Here is a 22,777-nt window from a genome sequence, read left to right as displayed (position 1 = left end):
CCGCGTCGACTCCTTCCTCCGCCTTGCGATCGCACGCGCCAGACCCCGCTCACTGATCCGGCCTGATCAACCGGACAGGGCCTAGCCAATCACCTTGGGTGCGGGGGCCCAAATCCTGGGTTCCGGCACCACCCGGGCTCAGGGGTTGCGGTGATCATGGGAACACGTGTTCTATTCTGAGGTCAGTGCCAACCAGGAGGCGACCATGCGCTGGGACAATCTGGTCGAGAACCCCACCACGGCCGGGGACACCGCGCTTTTCGGTACGTCCGCCGTGACCACCAGGACCTTCGACACACCCGAGTTCCGCGGCATCACGTTCCACGAGATCCGCGCCCGGTCGATCCTGAACCGGGTGCCGGGCGCCTCGCGGATGCCGTTCGAGTGGACCGTCAATCCGTACCGCGGGTGTTCGCACGCCTGCGTGTACTGCTTCGCCCGCAAGACCCACAGCTATCTGGACCTCGACACCGGTCTCGGTTTCGACTCCCAGATCGTGGTGAAGATCAACGCGCCCGATCTGCTCCGCCGCCAGCTCGGCTCCCGGCAGTGGCAGGGCGCGCATGTCGCGATGGGCACGAACGTCGACTGCTACCAGCGGGCGGAAGGGCGCTACCGGCTGATGCCGGGCATCATCTCGGCCCTGCGCGACCACGCGAATCCGTTCTCGATCCTCACCAAGGGGACGCTGATCCTGCGCGATCTGGACCTGCTGCTACAGGCGGCGGAGGTGACCGAGGTCGGCATCTCCGTGTCGGTCGGCTTCACCGACCAGACGCTGTGGCGCACGGTCGAGCCGGGCACACCCGCGCCCGAGCGCCGCCTGGACGTCGTACGCACGCTCACGGACCACGGGATCGGCTGCGGAGTGCTGATGGCGCCGGTGATTCCGTTCCTCAGCGACCACCCCGACCAACTGCGGGCGACGGTACGGGCGATCGCGGCGTCCGGGGCGACATCGGTGACGCCGCTCGTGCTGCATCTGCGGCCCGGTGCGCGCGAGTGGTTCATGGCGTGGCTGGCGCAGCACCATCCGCATCTGGTGCCGCGCTACGAGCGGCTGTACGCGGAGGGCTCGTACGCGCCGAAGTGGTACCAGCGCCGGATCACCCGCCATGTGCACGAACTGGCGGCGGAGTTCGGGATCGGGCCGGCGGACCGCGGGATGCCGCGGCGGATCAGGGCGGTGCGGGAGACGGACGCGGCCGAGACGGTGTCCGAGCCGACGCAGCTGACGCTGCTGTAGCCGCCGCCGGAGCCGCCCACGCGAGAAGTTCGGAGCCGTCCACCGGCACCGCCCACCGGACGGCGATATCCGCTCGGGGATTGTCAGTGGTGTGCGCAAGGATGCACACATGACTACGCGACTCACTCATGTGCGGGCCCCCGAAGGCGTCGCTCCCGGCACCGGCTACAGCCATGTCGTATGGGGCAGCGGCCGGTTCGTCGCCATATCCGGGCAGTGCGCGTTCGACGAGGACGGCAAGGTCGTGGGCGAGGGCGATCCGGCGGCGCAGGCGCGGCGGGTGTTCGAGAACATCAGGCGCTGTCTGGCCGCGGCGGGCGCGGGTTTCGAGGACGTGGTGAAGCTGACGTACTTCGTCACCGATGTCGCGCACCTGCCGGCGGTGCGCGCCGCCCGGGACGAGGTCTTCGACGCGGAGCGGCTGCCGGCGAGCTCGGCGGTCCAGGTGGCGGCGCTGTTCCGGCCCGAACTGCTGGTGGAGATCGAGGCGTTCGCGCTCGTCGGCGAGACCGGGGAGAGCTGACGGATGGATGTCCGCATCAGGGACATGACGGTCGAGGACTGCGAGGCGGTCGCCGCGGTGCGGGTGCGGGGCTGGCAGCACGCCTACGCCGGGCTGATGCCGCAGCCGCATCTGGACCGGATGAGCATCGCGGAGGACGCGGAGCGGCGCCGGGGTTTCTTCGCCGAGGGCGGCGGCGCGGTGACCAATGTCGTCGCCGAGCGGGACGGGACGGTGGTCGGCTGGGGCTGCTTCGGTCCGGGCCGGGACGAGGACGCGACCGCGGACCAGAGCGAGCTGTACGCGATATACGTGCTGCCGGAGCAGGTGGGGACGGGTGTGGGCAGGGCGCTGATGTCCGAGCTGACCGCCCGCGCGGGTGCGGACGGCTTCCGGCGGATGCGGCTGTGGGTCCTGAAGGAGAACGACCGGGCGCGCCGCTTCTACGAGAAGGCGGGCTTCGCGCCGGACGGCGCGGAAGAGCCGTACGAGGTGGACGGGGTCGCGGTCCCAGAGGTCCGGTACGCACACGGGATCTCGCCGGTTAGCCGGGAACGCGGCAGCAGCGGCCGACTGAGCCGCGCGCGACTGCGGCAAGGCCCACGCTTCGCCGGTGCCGTGACCGCGCTCCCGCGGCCTTCAGCGCAGGCGGGCCAGGGACGCCTCCGCCGCCGCCGTCAGGCGCGGGTGAGTGCGGGCCGTCTTGAGTATGTCCGCCGCTCGTTTGTCGCCGAGCGCGCCCAGGCCCTCCACGCAGGCCAGTGCCACCCGCCAGTGCGGGTCGCCGGGGGACAGCCTGCGGCGGAGGACGGTGATCAGCGCCGGGACGGACTCCGGTGCGCGCAGGCGGGTGAGCAGGCGGACCGGGACCAGTGCGTAGGCGACGCGCAGCTCGTTCGTGGCGAGCGCGGCCGCCGCGCGGGACGTACGGGGGTCGGCCAGCCTGGCCAGCGCATGGGCCGCGGAGACACAGCGCTCTGGGTCGCGGTGGTTGAGCAGCAGGACCAGCGATTCGAAGGCCCGCCGGTCGCCCGCGCAGCCGAGCCGGAACGCGGCCATTTCCCTTGCCCACAGCGGCCGTTCAAGTTCGGTGAGGACGCCCGCGAGTTCCTCGCCGTCTTCCGTGGCCAGCAGCCGTTCGTACGCCACCGAGCCGCCCGACTCCCGCCGCAGCCGCTGCGCCAGCGACCGTAACTCCTCGTCCATGCCGCCGAGCGTAGCGGCGACCTCGGCGATCCAGATCACACCCGCCCAGGTCTGGCGCGCTCGTTACTGGCGAGTTAATCTCAAGTGAGCGGGTAACCCCCCGCACAGCTCCGGTGGCCTGGTGACGCAGCCACCGCGAGTGCAGTCGGTTAGGCAAAGCACCGTGGTGTGCAGTTCCGCACCACACACGACGTGACTCCGGGACAGAGTCCGTCAGCCCTGCACCACGACCCGCATTGACGTGCGCCGTGCGCCATTCGGCATGTGCCCTCCGGCACCCGAGGCGTTTCCCCCGCGCGCACCTCCCCCTCAGTCGTCACTCATCCCTGGAGTCCCCCGATGGACATCCCTCTCCACACCATTGCCGTCGTCGGCCTCGGAACCATGGGCACCGGCATCGCCGAGGTCCTCGCCCGCGCCGGCCGCGAGGTCATCGGCATCGACATCAGCGACGCGGCCGCCGGTCTGGCCGTCCGCTCGCTCGAAGCCTCCACCGCGCGTGCCGTGGAGCGTGAGCGGATCACCGAGGAGGAGCGCCGCACCACCCTCGCCCGCTTTCGCACCTTCTCCGACCTGCAGGCCGCCGCCGAAGCGGATCTTGTGATCGAGGTGGTGTCCGAGTCGTACGAGGCCAAGCAGCAGGTCTTCCGTGCGCTGGACGGCATCGTCCGCCCGACCGCCATCATCGCCACCGGCACGAACGCCCTGTCCGTGACCCGGCTGGCCGCCGACTCCGCCCACCCGGAGCGCGTCCTCGGCCTGCACTTCTTCAACCCGGCTCCCGCGATGAAGCTGGTCGAGGTGGTCTCCTCGGTGCTGACCGCGCCGCACGCCGTCGAGGCCGTCACCACTCTCGCCCGTGAGCTCGGCAAGGAGCCCGTCGCGGTCGGCGACCGGCCCGGGTTTGTCGCCGACGGGCTGCTCTTCGGTTATCTCAACCAGGCCGCGGCGATGTACGAGGCCAAGTACGCGTCCCGCGAGGACATCGACGCCGCGATGAAGCTGGGCTGCGGGCTGCCGATGGGCCCGCTCGCGCTGCTCGACCTGATCGGCATCGACACCGCGCGTACGGTCCTGGACGCGATGTACTCCGAGTCCCGCGACCGGCTGCACGCGCCCGCACCGATCCTCAAGCAGCTCAGCGAGGCGGGCCTGACCGGCCGCAAGGCGGGCCGCGGCTTCTACACGTACGCCGGGCCGGGCACCTCGGTGCTGGTGCCGGACGCCCAGACCCCGCAGCCGGCGGGCGGGACGACGAGCGGCAGTCGTGAGGTCCGTACCGTCGGCGTGGCCGGTTCCGGCACCATGGCGAGCGGTATCGCGGAGGTCTTCGCGAAGGCCGGTTACGACGTGGTGCTCGCCGCCCGCTCCCTGGAGAAGGCGGAGACGGCCAAGTCCCGTATCACCAAGTCTCTTTCGCGCTCTGTCGACAAGGGCCGGATGACGGCCGAGGTCGCCGAGCAGACGCTGGCCCGGATCACTCCGGCCGGTTCGCTCGACACCTTCGCGGAGGTCGATCTCGCGGTGGAGGCCGTCGCCGAGGACCTGGAGATCAAGCAGCAGCTGTTCGCGACCCTCGACAAGGTCTGCAAGGAGGGCGCGGTTCTCGCCACCACGACCTCCTCGCTGCCGGTCGTGGCCTGCGCCCGCGCCACCTCGCGCCCGCAGGACGTGATCGGCATGCACTTCTTCAACCCGGCTCCCGCGATGAAGCTGGTCGAGGTGGTCCGTACGGTGCTGACCTCGGACGAGGTCCACGCCACGGTCCGCGAGGTCACCACGAAGATCAAGAAGCACCCGGTGGACTGCAGCGACCGCGCCGGCTTCATCGTGAACGCGCTGCTGTTCCCGTACCTCAACAACGCGATCAAGATGGTCGAGGAGCACTACGCGTCGCTGGACGACATCGACGCCGCGATGAAGCTGGGCGGCGGCTATCCGATGGGGCCGTTCGAACTGCTCGACGTGGTCGGTCTCGACGTCTCGCTCGCGATCGAGAAGGTGCTGCACCGCGAGTTCCGCGACCCGGGTCTGGCGCCGGCGCCGCTGCTCGAGCATCTGGTGGCCGCGGGCTGCCTCGGCCGGAAGACGGGCCGTGGCTTCCGCGAATATGCCAGGCGCTGACAGCACCGCGGACTGGGGCGGGCTGCTCGGCCCTTCGAGCGGCCCGCCGCCCGCCCCGGAAGGGGGCGCGGTCACTCACCCACAGGCGCGCTCTCCTGCACGAATGCAGTACGTTCAGGTCATGCCCCAGCCCGCCAAGCCCAGCCGTTCCCGCGCCACGACCGACGCCCCGGAAAGTGCCGCAGGCAGCCGTGCCGCCGCGCAGCGCCTCAAGATGCGGCGCGAGCTGGCGGCGGCGGCCATGGAACTCTTCGCGACCAAGGGGTACGAGGCGACAACGGTCGACGAGATCGCCGCCGCGGCCGGGGTCGCACGCCGGACCTTCTTCCGGCACTTCCGCTCGAAGGAAGAGGCGATCTTCCCGGACCACGACGACACACTCGTACGCGCCGAGGCGGTGCTCAACGCGGCGCCGGCCCACGAGCATCCGCTCGACACGGTGTGCCGTGGCATCAAGGAAGTCATGAAGATGTACGCGGCCTCGCCCGCGGTCTCCGTCGAGCGCTACCGCCTCACCCGCGAGGTGCCGACGCTGCGCGAGCGCGAGATCGCCTCGGTGGCCCGCTACGAGCGGCTGTTCACCCGCTATCTGCTGGGCCATTTCGACGAGCGCGACCACCACGACGGCAATGACGACCCGCTGCTGGCGGAGGTGGCCGCGTCCGCGGTCGTCACCGCGCACAACCATGTGCTGCGCCGCTGGCTGCGGGCGGGCGGCCAGGGCGATGTGGAGACCCAGCTCGACCACGCGTTCGCGATCGTCCGCGACACCTTCGGCAGCGGAATCGGCGCGGGCCGCACGCCGCAGGGCGAGCGCGCCGAGCCGGCCGAGCGAACGGGGCCGGTGGCGGTGTCGGCGCGTACCAGCGGCGACGTACTGGTGACGGTGGCGCGTACCGACGCTCCTCTCGACGAGGTCATGCGCACGATCGAGCGGGCGCTGGGCGACGGCAGGACTGACGCCTGAGCTGAAGGTCCGCGGAATGGTCCGGCGATCCGGAGGGGCTGTCTGACGCCGCCTCAGTACAACCCGGTCGACGCATCGGGTGTCCAACTGGCACGGGGGCAACAGGTGTTGGTCTCCGTCTTCGTCAGTTGGAGAGGACCGGAACCAGATGAATTCTTGGAAGACCTGGCGTGTACGCCGCGTCGCCGTCGGCGGCGCGGCGCTCGCCATGCTCGGGGCAGGTGCGGTGATCGCGCCGCCCAGCCACGCGGAGGAGCCGCTGCCGGCCGTCCTCCAGCTGAGCGGATGGCAGCCGCAGGGAGCGCTGCCACGGGCCGCAGGAGCACTCACCGAGGCGCACTACCGGACGTATGAGCTGGGCATCTCCGGCGAGCGCCCGGACAAGAAGCCGATCACAGGCGTCGAGGTCGTGATCGACACGAGCGGCGCGAAGCAGATGGCGGAGTTCCGGTTCCGGTCGGAGTGCAAGGTCGTGGGCGATGTCGCCACCTGCCCGGTGAAGATGCCGGACGGCCTGGGCGACCCGGAGGCCTACGTGCCGTTCTTCGCCCGTCCGAAGCTCGGTACGACCGTGCAGGACAAGGGCGTCATCACCTACCGGACGGAGGCCGACAACGCAGCGATGGCCGAAGGCCCCGGGAAGCTCGATGTGACCGTCGCGGACAAGGACCAGCTGGTCGTCGGCGGATTCCCCGCGTCGTACGGCGTCGATGTCCCGACCGGAGGACGTGCCCCGATCCCCTTCGACGTCACGAACATCGGGGCGAAGACGCTGCGGGGCCTGCGGGTGACCATCAGCGGTTTCGACGGCGACGGCACGGTGGTGCTGCCCGGCGACCACAAGAACTGCTGGTACTGGCTGAAGGACCCGAAGAACCCGAAGTCGCCGCGGACCGGCGCGGTGTGCGAGTTCAACACACCGATCCTGCCCGGCACGACGTACGAGGTGTCTCCGGCGCTCGCGTCGGCGCTGGTGCGGTACACGACCGCGGGCCGGGCGGAGATCAGCGTCGAGGAGGCGAACGGGAAGCAGGCGCGCCATGTACAGGGCAAGTCCGCTCCCGCGAAGCTCGCGACCAAGGCGCCGTCCACCGTGCCGAGGGTGCCGCGCCCCGTCGACCCGGACCACATCTGGGACCACTATGTGATCCTCGGCTTCCACAGCCCGAAGGGCCCTGATCTCGCGGCGGTCGCCCCCACGGTGAACACGCAGGTGGGCAAAGAGATCGGCGCCGAGGTCGGGATCAAGAACCGGAGCGGCAAGACGGTCCCGGCCGGGCAGACGACCGTCTACGCCGAGATCCCGAAGGGACTCACGGTCGTCCGGGCCGGCGAGGGCTGCGAGAAGGCCGCTTGGCGGGACGAGTGGACCGGCATGGCCGTGCCGACGGGCACGGTCTACCGGTGTGGCGGATCTGCCGAACTGCCTTCCGGCAAGCAGCAGTTGTACGCGTTCACCCTGAAGGCGACAGAGCCGCTGGCGAACGTGAAGGGCGTGGTCCTCGCGGTCGCTTCGAGCTCGAAGACCAACAGCACGGCGCGGCTGACGGTGACCGCGAAGGCGGCGCCCGGCGGCTCGACCACGGGCGGAACGGGCGGTTCGGGCACCTCTGGCGGCTCGGTGGCCGGCGGCTCGGCGGGCGGCTCCACCAGCGGCTCGTCGTCGAGCGGCGGCTCCAGCGCCACGGGCGGCACCGGAAGCACAAGCGGCGGCAACCTCGCCGGCACGGGTTCCGCCATGCTCGTACCGGCCATAGCCGCGGGTTCCGCGGTCGCGCTCGGCGCGCTGGCGCTGGTTCTCGTCCGCCGGCGTCGCGTGCGGTAGCAGGAGGTCGCTGGGCCCGCCGACGTGCTCATCGAGCCCGTCGGCGGGCCCAGCGCGTTGTGGCCGGTGGCCGCGCTGGGCGGCGATCCGTTGGACGGCTCGCACCACACCGCCTCAGTCCCCCGATGATTCCGCCGTCTTGACGCCACACTGGTCTCTTCCTACGCTCCACGAGCATTCAGTCATCGGATCAATGTGCACGTCTTTGGACGGAGTTGATCAGTGGTGCCCGTAAGCAGACGTGGATTCCTCGGAAAGGTGGCCATCGGGGCGGCCGCCGGTACAACGGGCGGAATGGCGGCAGGCGAGGCCGTCGCCGCACCCGCCGCCAACGCAACCGCCGCCGACACCTCACAGCGCTGCGGACCGCTCCGCGGCATGCGCACCGACCGCGAGTGGGAACGTTTCCTCGCCGGCCAGGACCTGATCTGGAAACGGCTGCCGCGCACCTGGTACGAAGGCCCGTTCCTCGGCAACGGGCTGCTCGGCTCGATCGTCTACGCCGAACCCGGCGAGAACGCCCTCCGCTTCACCGTCCACCACAGCGAGGTCCAGGACCACCGGCCCGCTTTCGGCAACGAGTGGGGCGTGGCCCGGCTGCCCGTCGGCAATCTGGTCCTCACGCCCGTCGGCACCATCACCGGCGTAGACCTCCGGCTCGATCTGTGGAACGCCGAGATACGCGGCACCGTCACCACCGACAAGGGCACTCTGAACTTGCGTGCGGTCGTCCACAACGACCGCACGCTGCTGCTCGCGACCGTCGAGGCGAGCACGGGCGAGGAGGACTTCCGGTGGGAGTTCCGCCCCTCCCCCGCGGTCAGCCCGCGGATCGTCCGCGAGGACCCGCCGAAGAACTTCCCGCCCAATCCGCCGCCCGTCACCAGGGACGAGGACGGTATCGGCGTGGTGACCCAGCCGCTGTACGCGGGCGGGCAGACGGCATCCGCCCACACGGAGCGCCGCAGGGGCCGCGAGCGGACGTTCCTGCTGGCCGTGGCGCATTCGTACCCCGGCACGGACGCCGAGGGCCGGGTGATCACCGCCGTACGCAAGGCGGCCGCGCTTCCCGACTCCAGCCTGCTGCGCACCCACCGGGAGTGGTGGCACCGCTTCTACCGCAAGAGCTTCGTCTCCGTGCCGGACCAGATGCTGCAGAGCTTCTACTGGATCCAGCTCTACAAGCTCGCGTGCGCGGCACGTGAGCACGCGCCGGTGATGGCGACGACGGGCCCCTGGCTGGAGCCGACTCCATGGCCGAGCGTGTGGTGGAACCTCAACGCCCAGCTGGAGTACTGGCCGGTGTACGGCTCCAACCACCTTGAGCTGGACGCCATTCCGCGCACACTCGCCGAGAACACCGACATCCTGATCGACGCGCTCAAGCCGGAGTACCGGCACGACTCGGCGGGCCTGCGACGGTCCACCGACGCGCAGTGCGACGACGCGGGCAGCGTGGGCGTGCCGGGCGTCGGCGATCCCGAAGTCGGCGATCTGCCGTGGGCGTTGCACAACGTGTGGCTGGCCTACCGGCACACCATGGACCGGGGCGTTCTGGAGGATGTGCTCTATCCGCTGCTGCGCCGCTCCACCAACTACTACCTGCATTTCCTCACGACGGGCGCGGACGGAAGGCTGCATCTGCCGAAGACCTTCTCGCCGGAGTACGGCAGCGCACCCGACTGCAACTACGATCTCGCGCTGCTGCGCTGGAGCTGTGCCACGCTCCTGGAGGCGGTCAGGCTGCTGAAGAAGACCGATCCTCTGGAGTCGAAGTGGCGTGAGGTACTGGCGAAACTCACGGACTTTCCGGTGGACGAGAAGGGCTTCATGGTCGGCGCCGGTGTGCCGTTCGCGAAGTCGCACCGCCACTACTCGCACATGCTGGCCGTCTATCCGCTCTACCTCGTCAACTGGGACCAGCCGGAGAACCGCGATCTGATCGCGCGCTCGCTCCACCACTGGATCAGCTTCGAGGGCGCGCTGCGCGGCTACAGCTTCACCGGCGCCGCCTCCATCTCCACGCAGATGGGCCGCGGCGACGACGCGCTGACCCATCTGCGGGAGCTGGTGGCCCGGTTCATCCAGCCCAACACGATGTACTACGAGGCCGGTCCGGTCATCGAGACTCCGCTGTCGGGCGCGATGACCATGCACGACATGCTCTGCCAGAGCTGGGGCCCGACGATCCGGATCTTTCCCGGAGTGCCGGGCGAGTGGCGGGACGCGGTGCTCCATGACTTCCGTACGGAGGGTGCGTTCCTGGTCAGCGCGGTGCGGCGGGGCGGCACCACACGCTGGGTGCGGGTGCGGAGCCTGGCGGGCGAGCCGTGCCGCGTCCGGCACTCGATCACCGGCCCGGTCACCGTCTCCGGCATCGGCGGCCCGGCTCCGAAGTGGCGCGATCTCGGCGGCGGCGAGGTGGAGCTGGAGCTCGGCCGGGACGACGAGGCGGTCGTGCATCCGGCGGGCTCACGCCCGGATCTCACGGTCGAGCCGGTACGGATCACCCGGCCCGCGGAGCCGTGGGGCCTGCCGCCGCTCGGGCAGACGGGCGGAGTGAGCCAGGTCGATCTCACCGGGCATTTCGACAATGACGCGATCACCACCGAAATGTTCTACGGAGACGGCGACTTCGACGGCAGCGGCCGCACCTATCCGATGGCGCAACTGCCGCAGACCGGCCGGACGGTGGACGACGGGATCGCCTTCTCCTTCACCAACGGCAGCGAGGGCTCCCACAACAATGTCGTGGCCGCGGGCCAGAAGATCACCGTCCCGGCCGGCGCGTATGCCCGGCTGCATGTCCTGGGCGCGGGTGACACCGGCAATGTGACGGCCCCGGCGACCCTCTCGTACGCCGACGGCTCGACGGTCACCGTCGAGATCAGGCTCACGGCCTGGCTGTCGGGCCCGGCGAACGGCGAGACCGAGGCGGTACGCACCAGCCAGATCCACACCCGTACGGGAGCTGTCGGCACCAAGGCCGCGATCTTCCACCAGACGGCACCGCTGGACCCGGCGAAGCAGCTCGCCTCGATCACGCTGAACGCGCCGGCCGGAGGGACGGCGCGGGCGCATGTCTTCGCCCTTTCCGTGGAGAGCGCGAACTGATCGCACACAACCGCACACGCAAGGTGACGGCCGCTCCGCTCCGGGGCGGCCGTTGTTGCTCATACGTGCCAACGGGATGACACTTGAGAGAAATTACTGGCACGCAGTGTCTTGCGAGCTGGCACAGCGTGCCATACGTTGAAGGAGTCCGGGCGGCCGGCGTGCAGAGACCTCTCGTACGCCGGCTGTCCCCTCAAACCATCGGTTCGAGCGCCCGGACGCCTGCGTCACAGGCAACCTCCCGCGCACACCCGCGCTGCCACCGCTCCACCCCCGCCGAAACCGACGGCACACCTCCACAGCAACACCCGAAGCAGCACCCCGACGTACCCCTCAGCGTTCCCAAAAACGCGCTTCGCCGGAGGCACACCGTGAAGGAAATCCTGGACGCGATCCAGTCGACGGACAGCACGTCCGCCGACTTCGCCGCAATTCCCCTGCCCGACTCGTACCGCGCGGTCACCGTGCACAAGGACGAGGTCGAGATGTTCGCGGGTCTCGAGACCCGCGAGAAGGACCCCCGCAAGTCCCTCCACGTCGAGGACGTGCCGGTGCCCGAGCTCGGACCGGGCGAGGCACTGGTGGCGGTCATGGCCAGCTCGGTGAACTACAACTCCGTCTGGACCTCGATCTTCGAGCCGATGGCCACCTTCGGCTTCCTGGAGCGTTACGGAAAGCTCTCCGAGCTCACCAAGCGCCACGATCTGCCGTACCACATCATCGGCTCCGACCTCGCGGGCGTCGTCCTGCGCACCGGCCCCGGCGTGAACGCCTGGCGGCCGGGCGACGAGGTCGTCGCGCACTGTCTCTCCGTCGAGCTCGAGTCGAGCGACGGACACAACGACACGATGCTCGACCCCGAGCAGCGCATCTGGGGCTTCGAGACGAACTTCGGCGGTCTCGCCGAGATCGCGCTCGTCAAGTCCAACCAGCTGATGCCCAAGCCGCAGCACCTCAGCTGGGAGGAGGCGGCGGCGCCCGGCCTGGTCAACTCCACCGCGTACCGCCAGCTCGTCTCGCGCAACGGCGCGGGCATGAAGCAGGGCGACAACGTCCTGATCTGGGGCGCGAGCGGCGGACTCGGCTCGTACGCGACCCAGTTCGCGCTGGCCGGCGGGGCGAACCCGATCTGTGTCGTCTCCAGCCCGCAGAAGGCGGACATCTGCCGTGCGATGGGCGCCGAGGCGATCATCGACCGCAACGCCGAGGACTACAAGTTCTGGAAGGACGAGCACAACCAGGACCCGCGCGAGTGGAAGCGGTTCGGCAAGCGCATCCGTGAGCTCACCGGCGGCGAGGACGTGGACATCGTCTTCGAGCACCCGGGCCGCGAGACCTTCGGCGCTTCGGTGTACGTGACGCGCAAGGGCGGCACCATCGTCACCTGCGCCTCGACGTCCGGCTACAACCACGAGTACGACAACCGCTATCTGTGGATGTCGCTGAAGCGGATCGTGGGCTCGCACTTCGCCAACTACCGCGAGGCGTGGGAGGCCAACCGTCTGGTCTCGAAGGGCAAGATCCACCCGACGCTGTCGAAGGTCTACTCCCTCGACGACACCGGCCAGGCCGCGTACGACGTGCACCGCAACCGCCACCAGGGCAAGGTCGGCGTGCTCGCGCTCGCCCCGCGCGAGGGCCTCGGCGTCCGCGACGAGGAGCTGCGCGAGAAGCACATCGACGCCATCAACCGCTTCCGTAACGTCTGAGGGCCTCCAGATGACAGAGCGCCAGAAGGACCGGCCGTGGCTCATGCGGACGTACGCCGGTCACTCCACCGCCGAGGCGTCCAACGAGCTGTACCGGCGCAATCTCGCCAAGGGCCAGACGGGCCTGTCGGTCGCGTTCGACCTGCCGACGCAGACGGGCTACGACCCGGACCACATCCTCGCCCGCGGCGAGGTGGGCCGGGTCGGGGTCCCCGTCTCGCACCTCGGTGACATGCGGCGGCTGTTCCAGGACATCCCGCTGGAGCAGATGAACACCTCGATGACGATCAATGCCACCGCCATGTGGCTGCTGGCGCTCTACCAGGTGGTCGCCGAGGAGCAGGGCGCGGACAGCGCCAGGCTCCAGGGCACGACGCAGAACGACATCGTCAAGGAGTACCTGTCGCGCGGAACGCATGTCTTCCCGCCCGGCCCGTCGCTGCGGCTCACCACCGACATGATCACGTACACGGTGGCCCACATCCCCAAGTGGAACCCGATCAACATCTGCAGCTACCACCTGCAGGAGGCGGGAGCCACTCCGGTCCAGGAGATCGCGTACGCGATGTCCACCGCGATCGCCGTACTGGACGCGGTGCGCGACTCGGGCCAGGTGCCGGCCGAGAAGTTCGGCGATGTGGTCGCGCGCATCTCCTTCTTCGTGAACGCGGGCGTCCGCTTCATCGAGGAGATGTGCAAGATGCGCGCCTTCTCGCGCATCTGGGACCAGGTCACGCGTGAGCGGTACGGCATCGAGAACGACAAGCAGCGCCGCTTCCGGTACGGCGTGCAGGTCAACTCGCTCGGCCTGACCGAGGCCCAGCCGGAGAACAACGTCCAGCGCATCGTCCTCGAGATGCTGGCCGTCACCCTCTCCAAGGACGCGCGCGCCAGGGCCGTACAACTCCCGGCGTGGAACGAGGCGTTGGGGCTCCCTCGCCCCTGGGACCAGCAGTGGTCGCTGCGTATCCAGCAGGTGCTTGCGCTCGAGAGCGACCTGCTGGAGTACGAGGACATCTTCGCCGGCTCGCATGTCATCGAAGCCAAGGTGGCGGCCCTGGTCACGGAGTCGCTGGCCGAGATGGCGCGGATCGAGGAGATGGGCGGCGCGATGGCGGCCGTCGAGTCCGGCTACCTCAAGTCGCAGCTGGTCTCCTCGCACGCCGAGCGCCGGGCCCGGATCGAGTCGGGCGAGGAGAAGATCGTCGGCGTCAATGTCTTCGAGACCACCGAGCCCAATCCGCTCACCGCGGACCTGGACGAGGCGATCATGACGGTCGACCCGGCGAACGAGGCGCGCGTCGTGGCCAAGCTCCACGAGTGGCGCGACAACCGCGACGAGGCCCGGGCGACCGAGGCGCTGGCGGCGCTGAAGAAGGCCGCCGCCGGCACCGAGAACCTGATGGCGGCCACCGTCGAGTGCGCACGCGCCGGAGTCACCACCGGCGAGTGGTCCTGGGCGCTGCGGGACGTGTTCGGCGAGTTCCGCGCGCCGACCGGCGTCTCCAGCGCGCCGGTCGCCGTCACCGCCGAGGCGGGCACTCCGCTGGCTCTCGTACGCGAGAAGGTGTCCCGCACCGCCGACGAACTCGGCTCGGGAAGGCTGCGGCTACTGGTCGGCAAGCCCGGCCTGGACGGGCACTCCAACGGTGCCGAGCAGATCGCCGTACGGGCCCGTGACGCGGGCTTCGAGGTGGTCTACCAGGGCATCCGGCTCACGCCCGAGCAGATCGTGTCCGCCGCGCTCGCGGAGGACGTGCACTGTGTCGGTCTGTCGATCCTGTCCGGCTCGCACTCCGAGCTGGTGCCGGACGTACTGGACCGGCTGCGCGAGGCCGGCGCGGCCGATATTCCGGTGATCGTCGGCGGGATCATCCCGAACGCCGACGCCGCCGATCTGAAGGCGGCGGGTGTGGCCGCCGTGTTCACCCCGAAGGACTTCGGCATCACCGAGATCATCGGCCGTATCGTCGACGAGATCCGGAAAGCGAACAAGCTCGACCCTCTGGAGGTCCCCGCATGACTCCCCGCCCGTCTCCCACCACCGCCCTTCCAGCGAGCGGCTCCGCCGCACACCTCCCTGCTGTGAACCGTCTGCGTCCGCGACGCTCCTGTCTGGCCGTGCCGGGCAGCAACCCGCGGTTCCTGGAGAAGGCCCAGGGCCTCCCGGCCGACCAGGTCTTCCTGGACCTGGAGGACGCCTGCGCGCCGCTCGCCAAGCCGGAGGCCCGGCACACCATCGTGAAGTTCCTCAACGAGGGCGACTGGACGGGCAAGACCAGGGTCGTACGGGTCAACGACTGGACCACCGAGTGGACCTACCGCGACGTCGTCACCGTCGTCGAGGGCGCGGGCCCGAACCTCGACTGCATCATGCTGCCGAAGGTCCAGGACGCCCAGCAGGTCGTCGCGCTCGACCTGCTGCTCACCCAGATCGAGAAGACGATGGGCTTCGAGGTCGGCAAGATCGGCATCGAGGCGCAGATCGAGAACGCGCAGGGTCTCAACAACGTCAACGAGATCGCGCAGGCCTCCCAGCGGGTGGAGACCATCATCTTCGGCCCGGCCGACTTCATGGCCTCCATCAACATGAAGTCCCTCGTCGTCGGCGAGCAGCCGCCCGGCTACCCGGCCGACGCGTACCACTACATCCTCATGAAGATCCTGATGGCCGCCCGCGCCAACAACCTCCAGGCGATCGACGGCCCCTACCTGCAGATCCGCAACATCGACGGCTACAAGGCGGTCGCACAGCGCGCCGCGGCCCTCGGTTTCGACGGCAAGTGGGTGCTGCACCCGGGCCAGGTCGAGGCGTCCAACGAGATCTTCTCGCCGTCCCAGGAGGACTTCGACCACGCCGAACTGATCCTGGACGCGTACGACTACTACACGTCCGAGGCCGGCGGCAAGAAGGGCTCGGCGATGCTCGGCGACGAGATGATCGACGAGGCCAGCCGCAAGATGGCGCTGGTCATCTCGGGCAAGGGCCGCGCGGCCGGCATGCAGCGCACCTCCAAGTTCGAAGCGCCGGAGGCCTGATCATGCAGTTCGGACGCACCTACGAAGAGTTCGAGGTCGGCGCGGTCTACAAGCACTGGCCCGGGAAGACGGTCACCGAGTACGACGACCACCTCTTCTGTCTGCTCACCATGAACCACCACCCCCTCCACATGGACACCAACTATGCGGAGAAGACGACCGACTTCGGGAAGAACGTCGTCGTCGGCAACTACATCTACTCGCTGCTGCTCGGCATGTCCGTGCCGGACGTCTCCGGCAAGGCCATCGCCAACCTGGAGATCGAGTCGCTCAAGCACGTCGCCCCGACGTTCCACGGCGACACGATCTACGGCGAGACGACCGTTCTCGACAAGACGCCGTCGCGTTCCAAGAACGACCGCGGAATCGTCTATGTCGAGACGAAGGGCTACAAGCAGGACGGCACCCTCGTCTGCGTGTTCCGGCGCAAGGTGATGGTTCCCACCGAGACGTACATCAAGGAGCGCGGCGGCGAGCAGCCCGGTCGGCCCGAGCTCGTCGAGCCCCCGAAGAAGCAGGAGAAGTAGTCATGGCGCGACTCGCCCAGACCGCCGGTCTGACCGACGTCCAGCAGGAAATCCTGTCGACCGTACGGGACTTCGTCGACAAGGAGATCATCCCTGTCGCGACCGAGCTGGAGCACCGCGACGAGTACCCGCAGCAGATCGTCGACGGCCTCAAGGAGTTGGGCCTCTTCGGCCTGATGATCCCCGAGGAGTACGGGGGCCTGGGTGAGTCCCTTCTCACGTACGCGCTGTGCGTGGAGGAGATCGCGCGCGGCTGGATGTCGGTCTCCGGCATCATCAACACGCACTTCATCGTGGCGTACATGCTCAAGCAGCACGGCACGCAGGAGCAGAAGGAACACTTCCTTCCGCGCATGGCACTCGGCGAGGTGCGTGGCGCGTTCTCGATGTCGGAGCCGGCTCTGGGCTCCGATGTGTCGGCCATCACGTCCAAGGGCGTCAAGGACGGCGACGAGTACGTCCTCAACGGCCAGAAGATGTGGCTCACGAACGGCGGAACGTCCAATTTGGTCGCCGTTCTGTGCCGGAGTGACGAAGGACACCCCGAGGGCACCGCACCCCACAAGTCGATGACGACCTTCCTCGTCGAGAAGGAGCCCGGCTTCGGAGAGGTCCGCCCCGGCCTCACCATCCCCGGCAAGATCGACAAGATGGGTTACAAGGGCGTCGACACCACCGAACTCATCATGGACGGACTGCGCATTCCGGCCAATCGGGTACTCGGCGGCACCACCGGCCGAGGGTTTTACCAAATGATGGACGGCGTCGAAGTCGGCCGCGTCAATGTCGCGGCACGTGGCTGCGGAGTCGCACAGCGTGCCTTCGAGCTGGGGGTCTCCTACGCCCAGCAGCGCCACACTTTCGGCAAGCCGATCGCCCAGCACCAGGCGATTCAGTTCAAGCTGGCCGAGATGGCTACCAAGGTCGAGGCCGCTCATGCGATGATGGTCAACGCAGCACGCAAAAAGGACTCCGGGGAACGAAACGACCTGGAGGCAGGGATGGCGAAGTACCTCGCCTCCGAATACTGCAAGGAAGTCGTCGAGGACGCCTTCCGTATCCACGGCGGTTACGGCTTCTCCAAGGAGTACGAGATCGAGCGCCTCTACCGCGAGGCTCCGATGCTGCTCATCGGTGAAGGTACCGCCGAGATCCAGAAAATGATCATTGGTCGTCGGCTGCTCGAGGAGTACCGGTTCCAGGGTTGATTGTCGTGCTTGAGCCGGTTCGGCTGCGAAGCAGGTCACACCCTGGAGTTGTGTGCAGAATGTTTCGAGCCGTCTGACTCGGCTGCTGGCTTTCCCAGTTGCGCCTCGCAACCGATAACATCCACGGAAAGCCGCCGTCCCCCGTTGCCAGCGCGGCATCATCCGCTACGAAGGTCATCCATGCCCCACAGCCAAACCTCTGCACCACGCGGCCGCGTCCGCCTTGCGCGCGGAGCATCGCCGTGGCTTCTGCCGACCGTCGCCACTGCTGCACTCAGCCTGGCCCGCTCGCGCCGCTCGCGGCGCGCGGCGGCCATCGCCGTGCCCGCCACCGCGCTCGCGGCGGGCATGCTGTGGTTCTTCCGCGACCCCGAGCGCGAGATCGCCCCGGGCAGGGTCATCTCCCCGGCCGACGGTGTGGTGCAGAGCATCATGCCGTGGAAGGACGGGCGCACCCGCGTCGCGATCTTCATGAGCCCGCTGAACGTACACGTCAACCGCGCTCCCCTCGCGGGCACGGTGACCTCCGTGGAGCACATCCCCGGCGGCTTTGTACCGGCGTTCAACAAGGAGAGCGAGAACAACGAGCGCGTTGTCTGGCACTTCGACACCGAGCTCGGTGACATCGAGATGATTCAGATCGCGGGTGCCGTCGCCCGGCGCATCGTTCCTTACATGCCCGAGGGCACCAAGGTCGAGCAGGGTGACCGCATTGGCCTGATCCGCTTCGGCTCACGCGTCGACATCTACCTGCCGGAAGGTGTCGATGTCGCTGTCGAGGTCGGTCAGACCACGACCGCGGGGGTGACTCGAATTGACCGTGATTGATCCTGACACACAGGCCGGCTGGGTGGCCGAGGCCGAGACCGAAGTGGACGACGACGCGGAGGACATGCCGCTGTCGCTCCGGCTCTCAATAGCGGACACCCTCACGCTCGGTAACGCGACCTGCGGATTCATGGCGGTGTACTTCACCACCACCGGAATCCTCATCCCGCACCTCACGGGCAGCAACGAGAGCGGCATGGCGCGCAACAGCGCGGCGACCGCCGTGATCCTGATGCTGCTGGCCGCGATCTTCGACCTCTGCGACGGGCTCGTGGCGCGCAAGCTGCGCAGCTCGCCGATGGGCGCGGAGCTGGACAACCTCTCCGACCTGATCAGCTTCGGGCTCGCCCCGGCCTATTTCGTGCTCGTGTACGGAATGGTCGCGGACGACGCCCAGCAGAAGGTCTCGGCGGTGGCCGCGATCGTGGTGCTGCTGGCGGTGGTGCTGCGGCTTGCCAGATTCTCGTGCGTGACCATGAAGGACGGCATGTTCCAGGGCATGCCGAGCCCCTTCGGCGCGCTCACGGTCGTCTCGATCGTGCTGCTCGAGCTGCCGTTCATCCCGACGCTGCTGGCGATCATCGGCACGGCATGGCTGATGGTGAGCCGGGTCGAGTACCCCAAGCCACGAGGCGTTCTCGCGGTGGCGATGCTCGGCTGGATCGTGGCGGCGATGGGTCTGCTGGCTGCCTGGGCGTTCGACGCGCCCGCCGGTCAGCTGCTGCTGCAGACCGGCTGTGCGCTGCAGATCGTGATGGCGGCGACGATCCCGCTGTTCGCCACGGCGCGCCGGGTGAACACGTTCCGTGACAACCGTCGCGAGGCGAGGGCCGCGCAGCTTCCGTAGAACAGTCACTGAAGTACGAGAGGGCCCGGGTGCGAACCGCACCCGGGCCCTCTCGTCATCTCCCGCCGCCTCTGGAATGATCGTTCGCCATGTCAGGGGGAACGCTTCACCAGCTGTTCGAAGACCGGGTACGGACCGAGCCGGACCGTACCGCCGTGATCACCGACCGCACCAGGCTGAGCTATGCGCAACTGGACGCCCGGGCCAACCGGCTCGCCCGGCATCTGACCGAGACCGTACGGCTGCCGCCCGGGAATCTGGTCGCCATCCGCACCTTACGCACCCCGGATGTGCTGGTCGCCGTCCTGGCGGTGCTCAAGGCGGGCGGTGCCTACACCGTCGTCGGGCCCGATCAGAAGACACACCCGGTCGTCGCCGATGCGCGGGCCGTCATCACTCATCAGCGGCATCTGGCCCGGGTCGACGACGGCAAGGACCGGCCCGTCATCACTCTGGACGGCGACGCCGCGGCCATCGAGGGCCGCTCCGGTGCGCCGTTCACCGAACCCGCCGCCGTGGGCTGGCGGGCCGGCGTGCTGCTCACGGCCGGGACCACAGGTGTGCGCCGCCCGGTGGGCATCTCGCACGAGCGGCTGAGGGCCGCGTACGACGCCTGGGCGGAGGTCTACCGGCTCGACGCCGGGGACCGGGTGCTGGTCACCGCCGCCCCGGACACCACCGAGTTCACCGCAGGCTGGATACGGGCCCTCGGCTCCGGCTCGACGCTGGTGTTGTCCCGGCGCGAGTCCTTCACCGTCGCCGACACCGATCCGGTGACAGCGGCGCGGCTGCTCGACAACAAGCGCAGTGTCTCGGGGCTGCGGCTGCTCGCGGTGGCAGGTGAACGGCTGCTGCTCGACGAACAGGTGCGGCTGGAACAGCGGCTCGCCCCGGGCGCACGGCTGATCAATGTGTACGGTCCGACGGAGGTCGCGGGATGCGGCACCTGGTTCGAGACCGGTCAGCTGCCGGGTCCGGTCGAGGACCCCGAGCAGCACGCGTACCTCGGCCTGCCGTTCCCCGGGTGCCACGCGCAGATACGCAAGGGACAGATCTGGCTGACGCCGCCGGACGGCGGGGACGCCGTGCCCACAGGGGACCTGGGGAGACGAGAGGGCGACGGGCCGCTGGAGTTCCGGGGCCGGACCGCGGACCGGGTCAAGGTGGGCGGCCGGACCGTCGACACCTACCGCGTGGAGGCGGCGCTCGCCGGGCATCCGCGCATCCGCGACAGTGTGGTCAGCGAGGACGGCGGGCAGCTGATCGCCTATGTGCTGCCGCACTCGGGCAGCGCGCCGAGCACAGCGGCCGTACGGAGCCATCTCACCGGGGCCGTACCGGCGGCGGACATCCCGAGGCAGGTGGTGCCGATCACGACGCTGCCGCGCAACAGCGCCGGGAAGGTGGATCGCAAGGCGCTGATACGGCCGCCGGTCCGGGCCGCGGGCAGCACGTCCGGAAGCAAGGGCGGCGGGGAACCGCTGGACGCCGAGGACTGGGCCGTCATCGGGCTCTTCGTCGCGGTTCCGGTGGCGATCCTGTCCTTCTTCTTCACGAACCCGATCTGGCCGGGCTCGACCGATCTCTCGCTGGTGCCCGGTCCCTGGGCCGGGTTCTTCCGCGGTCTGTACGTCTTCGAGAGCCTGGCGTTCGGGGCGGGCGTCGGCTTCCTGATCGGCGGCCGGCCGATGATGGCGAGCCGCGGCAAGCCGCGCGGGCTGACCACTGCGGCCCATCTGGCGATCGTGTGGCTGCTCGCGTCCTGGTGGCCGCAGGACAATCTGTACCGTCTTGCGGCCAAGCAGGACTGGCCGCGGCAGGCGGTGCTCGTCTACACCTTCAATGTGCCGCTGATGATCGCGGCGGGGGTGGTGGCGGCGTGGGCGGTCTGGGGCGCGACGAAGGCCAAGGCCAAGTGATCACCGGAACACGCCGCCCAGCTCGCGGCAGGCGGTCCGCACGAGTGCGTCACAGGCGTCCAGCCGGTCGGGCGTAAGGGCCGCGAGAAGCACACCGGCGTACGGATCCGGTGCGTAGCCGGCGGTCGGGATCGACGGGATGAGCACCGCGTCGATCCCGGCGCAGCGGTTTGTCAACTCCCTCAGGAAGGCGATCAGTTCGGCCTCGGGAAGGCGTGCGCCGAGCGGGATGCGGTCGACGGCCCGTACGAGATGGTCACCGCCACGGGTCTCGTCGAGCCGCAGCTTGACCATGAAGGCGGCGGACGGCCCGGTGAGGCGGAGGTTGGTCTCGGTCGGTGCGAGGCGGCCGTCGGGGCCGGTCACGAAGTCCACGTCGTACCAGCCCCGGTAGCCGTTCGCGGCGAGCTCACGGCCCACGGCGTGCCCGAACCGCACGGCGGGCGCGGCGAGTTCGCCGGGAACGGCGCCGGGGCCGACGGTCGCGCCGCGGTAGACGGTGTCGGCCACGTCCATGGCCGCGACGCCGACGTCGTGGACCTCGCCGTCGGTGGCCACCAGGCCGTCGTACGTCAGGTCGCCGGGCGTCTCGCCGCCGGTGACGAACTCCTCCAGGAGCAGGGGCCCGCGCGGCAGTGAGTGCGCGAAGACGCGGCCGGTCAGCACCCGTGTGCCCGAGCCTCCCGCTCCGTGCTCCGACTTGGCGACGGTGGCGTCGCCGGACCGGGCCCTGGCGGTGATCAGCCGGGCCGCCTCACGGCGGGTGGCGGGTGTCCACCGGTCGGGCACCGCAATGTGCGGATGGCCGGGAGCCAGGTGTGTGAAGAGGTCGTGGGAGGCGCGTTTGGACTCGTGCCGCAGGGCGTGGGGCGGGAGTCGTAGCCCTGACAGTTCGGCGGAGGCGGCGGTGTGGCCCCACGGGACGAAGGGCAGCCCGAGGTCGCGGAGCCGGCGGACGAGTGCGGGGCGGGCAAGGAGTCCGGACTCGGTGACCCCGTCGTACATCTCGACCTGTGCCCAGCCGAGCTGCCGCGCCACCATGCCGATCCAGCCGGCGGGCACGGGGTGCGGCAGGACGACGGCGGCGGGATGAGGGCTCGCGAAGAGGGCGAGGCAGGAGTAGTGGCCGGCTGCCCGCCGCGACTCGTCCGTCGCCTCGCCGAACTGGCCCTGGAACTCGGCGACATTGCCCAGATGCACCGCCCGCCGTCCGTCCGTCCAGGCCTGCGCCCAGTCGGCGCGCGGTGCCAGCCCCACCTCCAGGCGCGGCAGCGCCCGCCCGGCGCCCGGGACGGGGCGTGCGCCCATGGCCCGGTAGAAGGGCTCGGCGTTCGGATCGGCGTCGATGGCCAGCCGCTTGAAGCCCAACTGGCGTGCGGTGTCGAGGACATGCGCGTACAGGCTCCTGCCGACTCCGCCGCCGATCGCCCACGGTTCGACGAACAGCAGGCCCAGCTCACCGTCGGGTACCTCGCCCTCCAGAGACGCGACGCCGAGCACCGCGGTGTCGTTCTCCGCGACGACGATGCGGCGTGCCGTCAACTCACCCTCCCGGATGGTGAGTTCGTCACGGCACGCCGCCAGAAATGCCTCGTCGTAGCCCCAGTACGCCTTGGAGCGCACGACCAGGGCGGTCAGGGCGTCGGCTTCATCGGGGCGGGCGTCACGTATCCACACACGACGACCCTAGGCGTCCCCCGCGGCTCCCGCCCCGGA

15 protein-coding genes and 2 pseudogenes are annotated in these 22,777 nt (G+C 69.4%); 15 read left to right on the top strand and 2 right to left on the bottom strand.

Translation table 11 applies throughout. The annotated features are described in order from the left end of the window. The first annotated feature begins 205 nt into the window (after positions 1 to 205). From ACH4YL_RS25560 to ACH4YL_RS25550, 3 genes and pseudogenes are all read left to right on the top strand, one after another. The gene (locus tag ACH4YL_RS25560) at positions 206 to 1,246 is read left to right on the top strand and encodes an Rv2578c family radical SAM protein (protein WP_398509754.1); all 1,041 of its coding nucleotides are present in this window, start codon (positions 206 to 208) and stop codon (positions 1,244 to 1,246) included. A gap of 109 nt (positions 1,247 to 1,355) precedes the next feature. Continuing rightward, on the top strand, positions 1,356 to 1,769 hold the full coding sequence (locus tag ACH4YL_RS25555) for a RidA family protein (protein WP_398509753.1): 414 nt from the start codon (positions 1,356 to 1,358) through the stop codon (positions 1,767 to 1,769). 3 nt (positions 1,770 to 1,772) lie between these two features. Next, positions 1,773 to 2,240 (top strand): annotated as a pseudogene (locus ACH4YL_RS25550) (GNAT family N-acetyltransferase); the annotation flags it as partial. Positions 2,241 to 2,387: 147 nt separating this feature from the next. Here ACH4YL_RS25550 and ACH4YL_RS25545 read toward each other — a convergent pair. After that, positions 2,388 to 2,954 (bottom strand): adenylosuccinate lyase, encoded by a 567-nt coding sequence (locus tag ACH4YL_RS25545; RefSeq protein WP_398509793.1) that lies wholly within the window; start codon positions 2,952 to 2,954, stop codon positions 2,388 to 2,390. Between the two features lie 339 nt (positions 2,955 to 3,293). Here ACH4YL_RS25545 and ACH4YL_RS25540 point away from each other — a divergent pair, with 339 nt between their 5' ends. The 12 genes from ACH4YL_RS25540 (at position 3,294) to ACH4YL_RS25485 (ending at position 21,061) form a co-directional block, all read left to right on the top strand. Further along, on the top strand, positions 3,294 to 5,078 hold the full coding sequence (locus ACH4YL_RS25540) for a 3-hydroxyacyl-CoA dehydrogenase family protein (RefSeq protein ID WP_398509752.1): 1,785 nt from the start codon (positions 3,294 to 3,296) through the stop codon (positions 5,076 to 5,078). Between the two features lie 121 nt (positions 5,079 to 5,199). Continuing rightward, on the top strand, positions 5,200 to 6,045 hold the full coding sequence (locus ACH4YL_RS25535) for a TetR family transcriptional regulator (protein WP_398509751.1): 846 nt from the start codon (positions 5,200 to 5,202) through the stop codon (positions 6,043 to 6,045). A gap of 148 nt (positions 6,046 to 6,193) precedes the next feature. Next, on the top strand, positions 6,194 to 7,870 hold the full coding sequence (locus tag ACH4YL_RS25530) for a hypothetical protein (RefSeq protein ID WP_398509750.1): 1,677 nt from the start codon (positions 6,194 to 6,196) through the stop codon (positions 7,868 to 7,870). A 225-nt stretch (positions 7,871 to 8,095) separates the two neighbouring features. After that, positions 8,096 to 10,984: a glycosyl hydrolase family 95 catalytic domain-containing protein gene (locus ACH4YL_RS25525; RefSeq protein ID WP_398509749.1), complete on the top strand. Its 2,889-nt coding sequence runs from the start codon at positions 8,096 to 8,098 to the stop codon at positions 10,982 to 10,984. Positions 10,985 to 11,355: 371 nt separating this feature from the next. Then, positions 11,356 to 12,693, top strand: coding sequence for a crotonyl-CoA carboxylase/reductase (ccrA, locus tag ACH4YL_RS25520; protein ID WP_398509748.1), 1,338 nt, complete (start codon positions 11,356 to 11,358; stop codon positions 12,691 to 12,693). A gap of 10 nt (positions 12,694 to 12,703) precedes the next feature. Continuing rightward, positions 12,704 to 14,716: a protein meaA gene (locus tag ACH4YL_RS25515; protein WP_398509747.1), complete on the top strand. Its 2,013-nt coding sequence runs from the start codon at positions 12,704 to 12,706 to the stop codon at positions 14,714 to 14,716. Next, entirely contained in the window at positions 14,713 to 15,732 is a 1,020-nt protein-coding gene (locus ACH4YL_RS25510; protein WP_398509746.1) for an HpcH/HpaI aldolase/citrate lyase family protein, read from the top strand. Before ACH4YL_RS25515 ends, ACH4YL_RS25510 begins: the two co-directional genes overlap by 4 nt. Positions 15,733 to 15,734: 2 nt before the next feature. Then, the gene (locus ACH4YL_RS25505; protein WP_398509745.1) at positions 15,735 to 16,259 is read left to right on the top strand and encodes a MaoC family dehydratase; all 525 of its coding nucleotides are present in this window, start codon (positions 15,735 to 15,737) and stop codon (positions 16,257 to 16,259) included. A gap of 2 nt (positions 16,260 to 16,261) precedes the next feature. Continuing rightward, positions 16,262 to 17,467, top strand: coding sequence for an acyl-CoA dehydrogenase family protein (locus tag ACH4YL_RS25500; protein WP_398509744.1), 1,206 nt, complete (start codon positions 16,262 to 16,264; stop codon positions 17,465 to 17,467). A 180-nt stretch (positions 17,468 to 17,647) separates the two neighbouring features. Beyond that, a complete protein-coding gene (locus ACH4YL_RS25495; RefSeq protein WP_398509743.1) occupies positions 17,648 to 18,295 on the top strand; it encodes a phosphatidylserine decarboxylase in 648 nt (215 codons plus the stop codon). After that, positions 18,282 to 19,142: a CDP-diacylglycerol--serine O-phosphatidyltransferase gene (gene pssA / locus ACH4YL_RS25490; RefSeq protein ID WP_398509742.1), complete on the top strand. Its 861-nt coding sequence runs from the start codon at positions 18,282 to 18,284 to the stop codon at positions 19,140 to 19,142. Before ACH4YL_RS25495 ends, pssA begins: the two co-directional genes overlap by 14 nt. Positions 19,143 to 19,231: 89 nt before the next feature. After that, positions 19,232 to 21,061 carry an AMP-binding protein gene (locus tag ACH4YL_RS25485; protein WP_398509741.1) on the top strand — a complete coding sequence of 610 codons (1,830 nt, stop codon included), beginning with the start codon at positions 19,232 to 19,234 and terminating at the stop codon, positions 21,059 to 21,061. 1,248 nt (positions 21,062 to 22,309) lie between these two features. Here ACH4YL_RS25485 and ACH4YL_RS25480 read toward each other — a convergent pair. Further along, positions 22,310 to 22,738, bottom strand: a pseudogene (locus ACH4YL_RS25480) (GNAT family N-acetyltransferase); the annotation flags it as partial. Between the last annotated feature and the right edge of the window lie 39 nt (positions 22,739 to 22,777).

This window comes from Streptomyces sp. NPDC020681 (assembly GCF_044334895.1).
Classification (GTDB): Bacteria; Actinomycetota; Actinomycetes; order Streptomycetales; family Streptomycetaceae; genus Streptomyces.
Note: the sequence above shows the minus strand (reverse complement) of the source record. Positions and strands in the feature narration are given on the sequence as shown.

What these genes read in the sequence shown, in the direction of transcription:
- ACH4YL_RS25560 (WP_398509754.1), top strand. Translation starts at nt 206, where the DNA reads ATGCGCTGGGACAATCTGGTCGAGAACCCCACCACGGCCGGGGACACC.
- ACH4YL_RS25555 (WP_398509753.1), top strand. Translation starts at nt 1,356, where the DNA reads ATGACTACGCGACTCACTCATGTGCGGGCCCCCGAAGGCGTCGCTCCC.
- ACH4YL_RS25545 (WP_398509793.1), bottom strand. Translation starts at nt 2,954, where the DNA reads ATGGACGAGGAGTTACGGTCGCTGGCGCAGCGGCTGCGGCGGGAGTCG.
- ACH4YL_RS25540 (WP_398509752.1), top strand. Translation starts at nt 3,294, where the DNA reads ATGGACATCCCTCTCCACACCATTGCCGTCGTCGGCCTCGGAACCATG.
- ACH4YL_RS25535 (WP_398509751.1), top strand. Translation starts at nt 5,200, where the DNA reads ATGCCCCAGCCCGCCAAGCCCAGCCGTTCCCGCGCCACGACCGACGCC.
- ACH4YL_RS25530 (WP_398509750.1), top strand. Translation starts at nt 6,194, where the DNA reads ATGAATTCTTGGAAGACCTGGCGTGTACGCCGCGTCGCCGTCGGCGGC.
- ACH4YL_RS25515 (WP_398509747.1), top strand. Translation starts at nt 12,704, where the DNA reads ATGACAGAGCGCCAGAAGGACCGGCCGTGGCTCATGCGGACGTACGCC.
- ACH4YL_RS25510 (WP_398509746.1), top strand. Translation starts at nt 14,713, where the DNA reads ATGACTCCCCGCCCGTCTCCCACCACCGCCCTTCCAGCGAGCGGCTCC.
- ACH4YL_RS25505 (WP_398509745.1), top strand. Translation starts at nt 15,735, where the DNA reads ATGCAGTTCGGACGCACCTACGAAGAGTTCGAGGTCGGCGCGGTCTAC.
- ACH4YL_RS25500 (WP_398509744.1), top strand. Translation starts at nt 16,262, where the DNA reads ATGGCGCGACTCGCCCAGACCGCCGGTCTGACCGACGTCCAGCAGGAA.
- ACH4YL_RS25495 (WP_398509743.1), top strand. Translation starts at nt 17,648, where the DNA reads ATGCCCCACAGCCAAACCTCTGCACCACGCGGCCGCGTCCGCCTTGCG.
- ACH4YL_RS25485 (WP_398509741.1), top strand. Translation starts at nt 19,232, where the DNA reads ATGTCAGGGGGAACGCTTCACCAGCTGTTCGAAGACCGGGTACGGACC.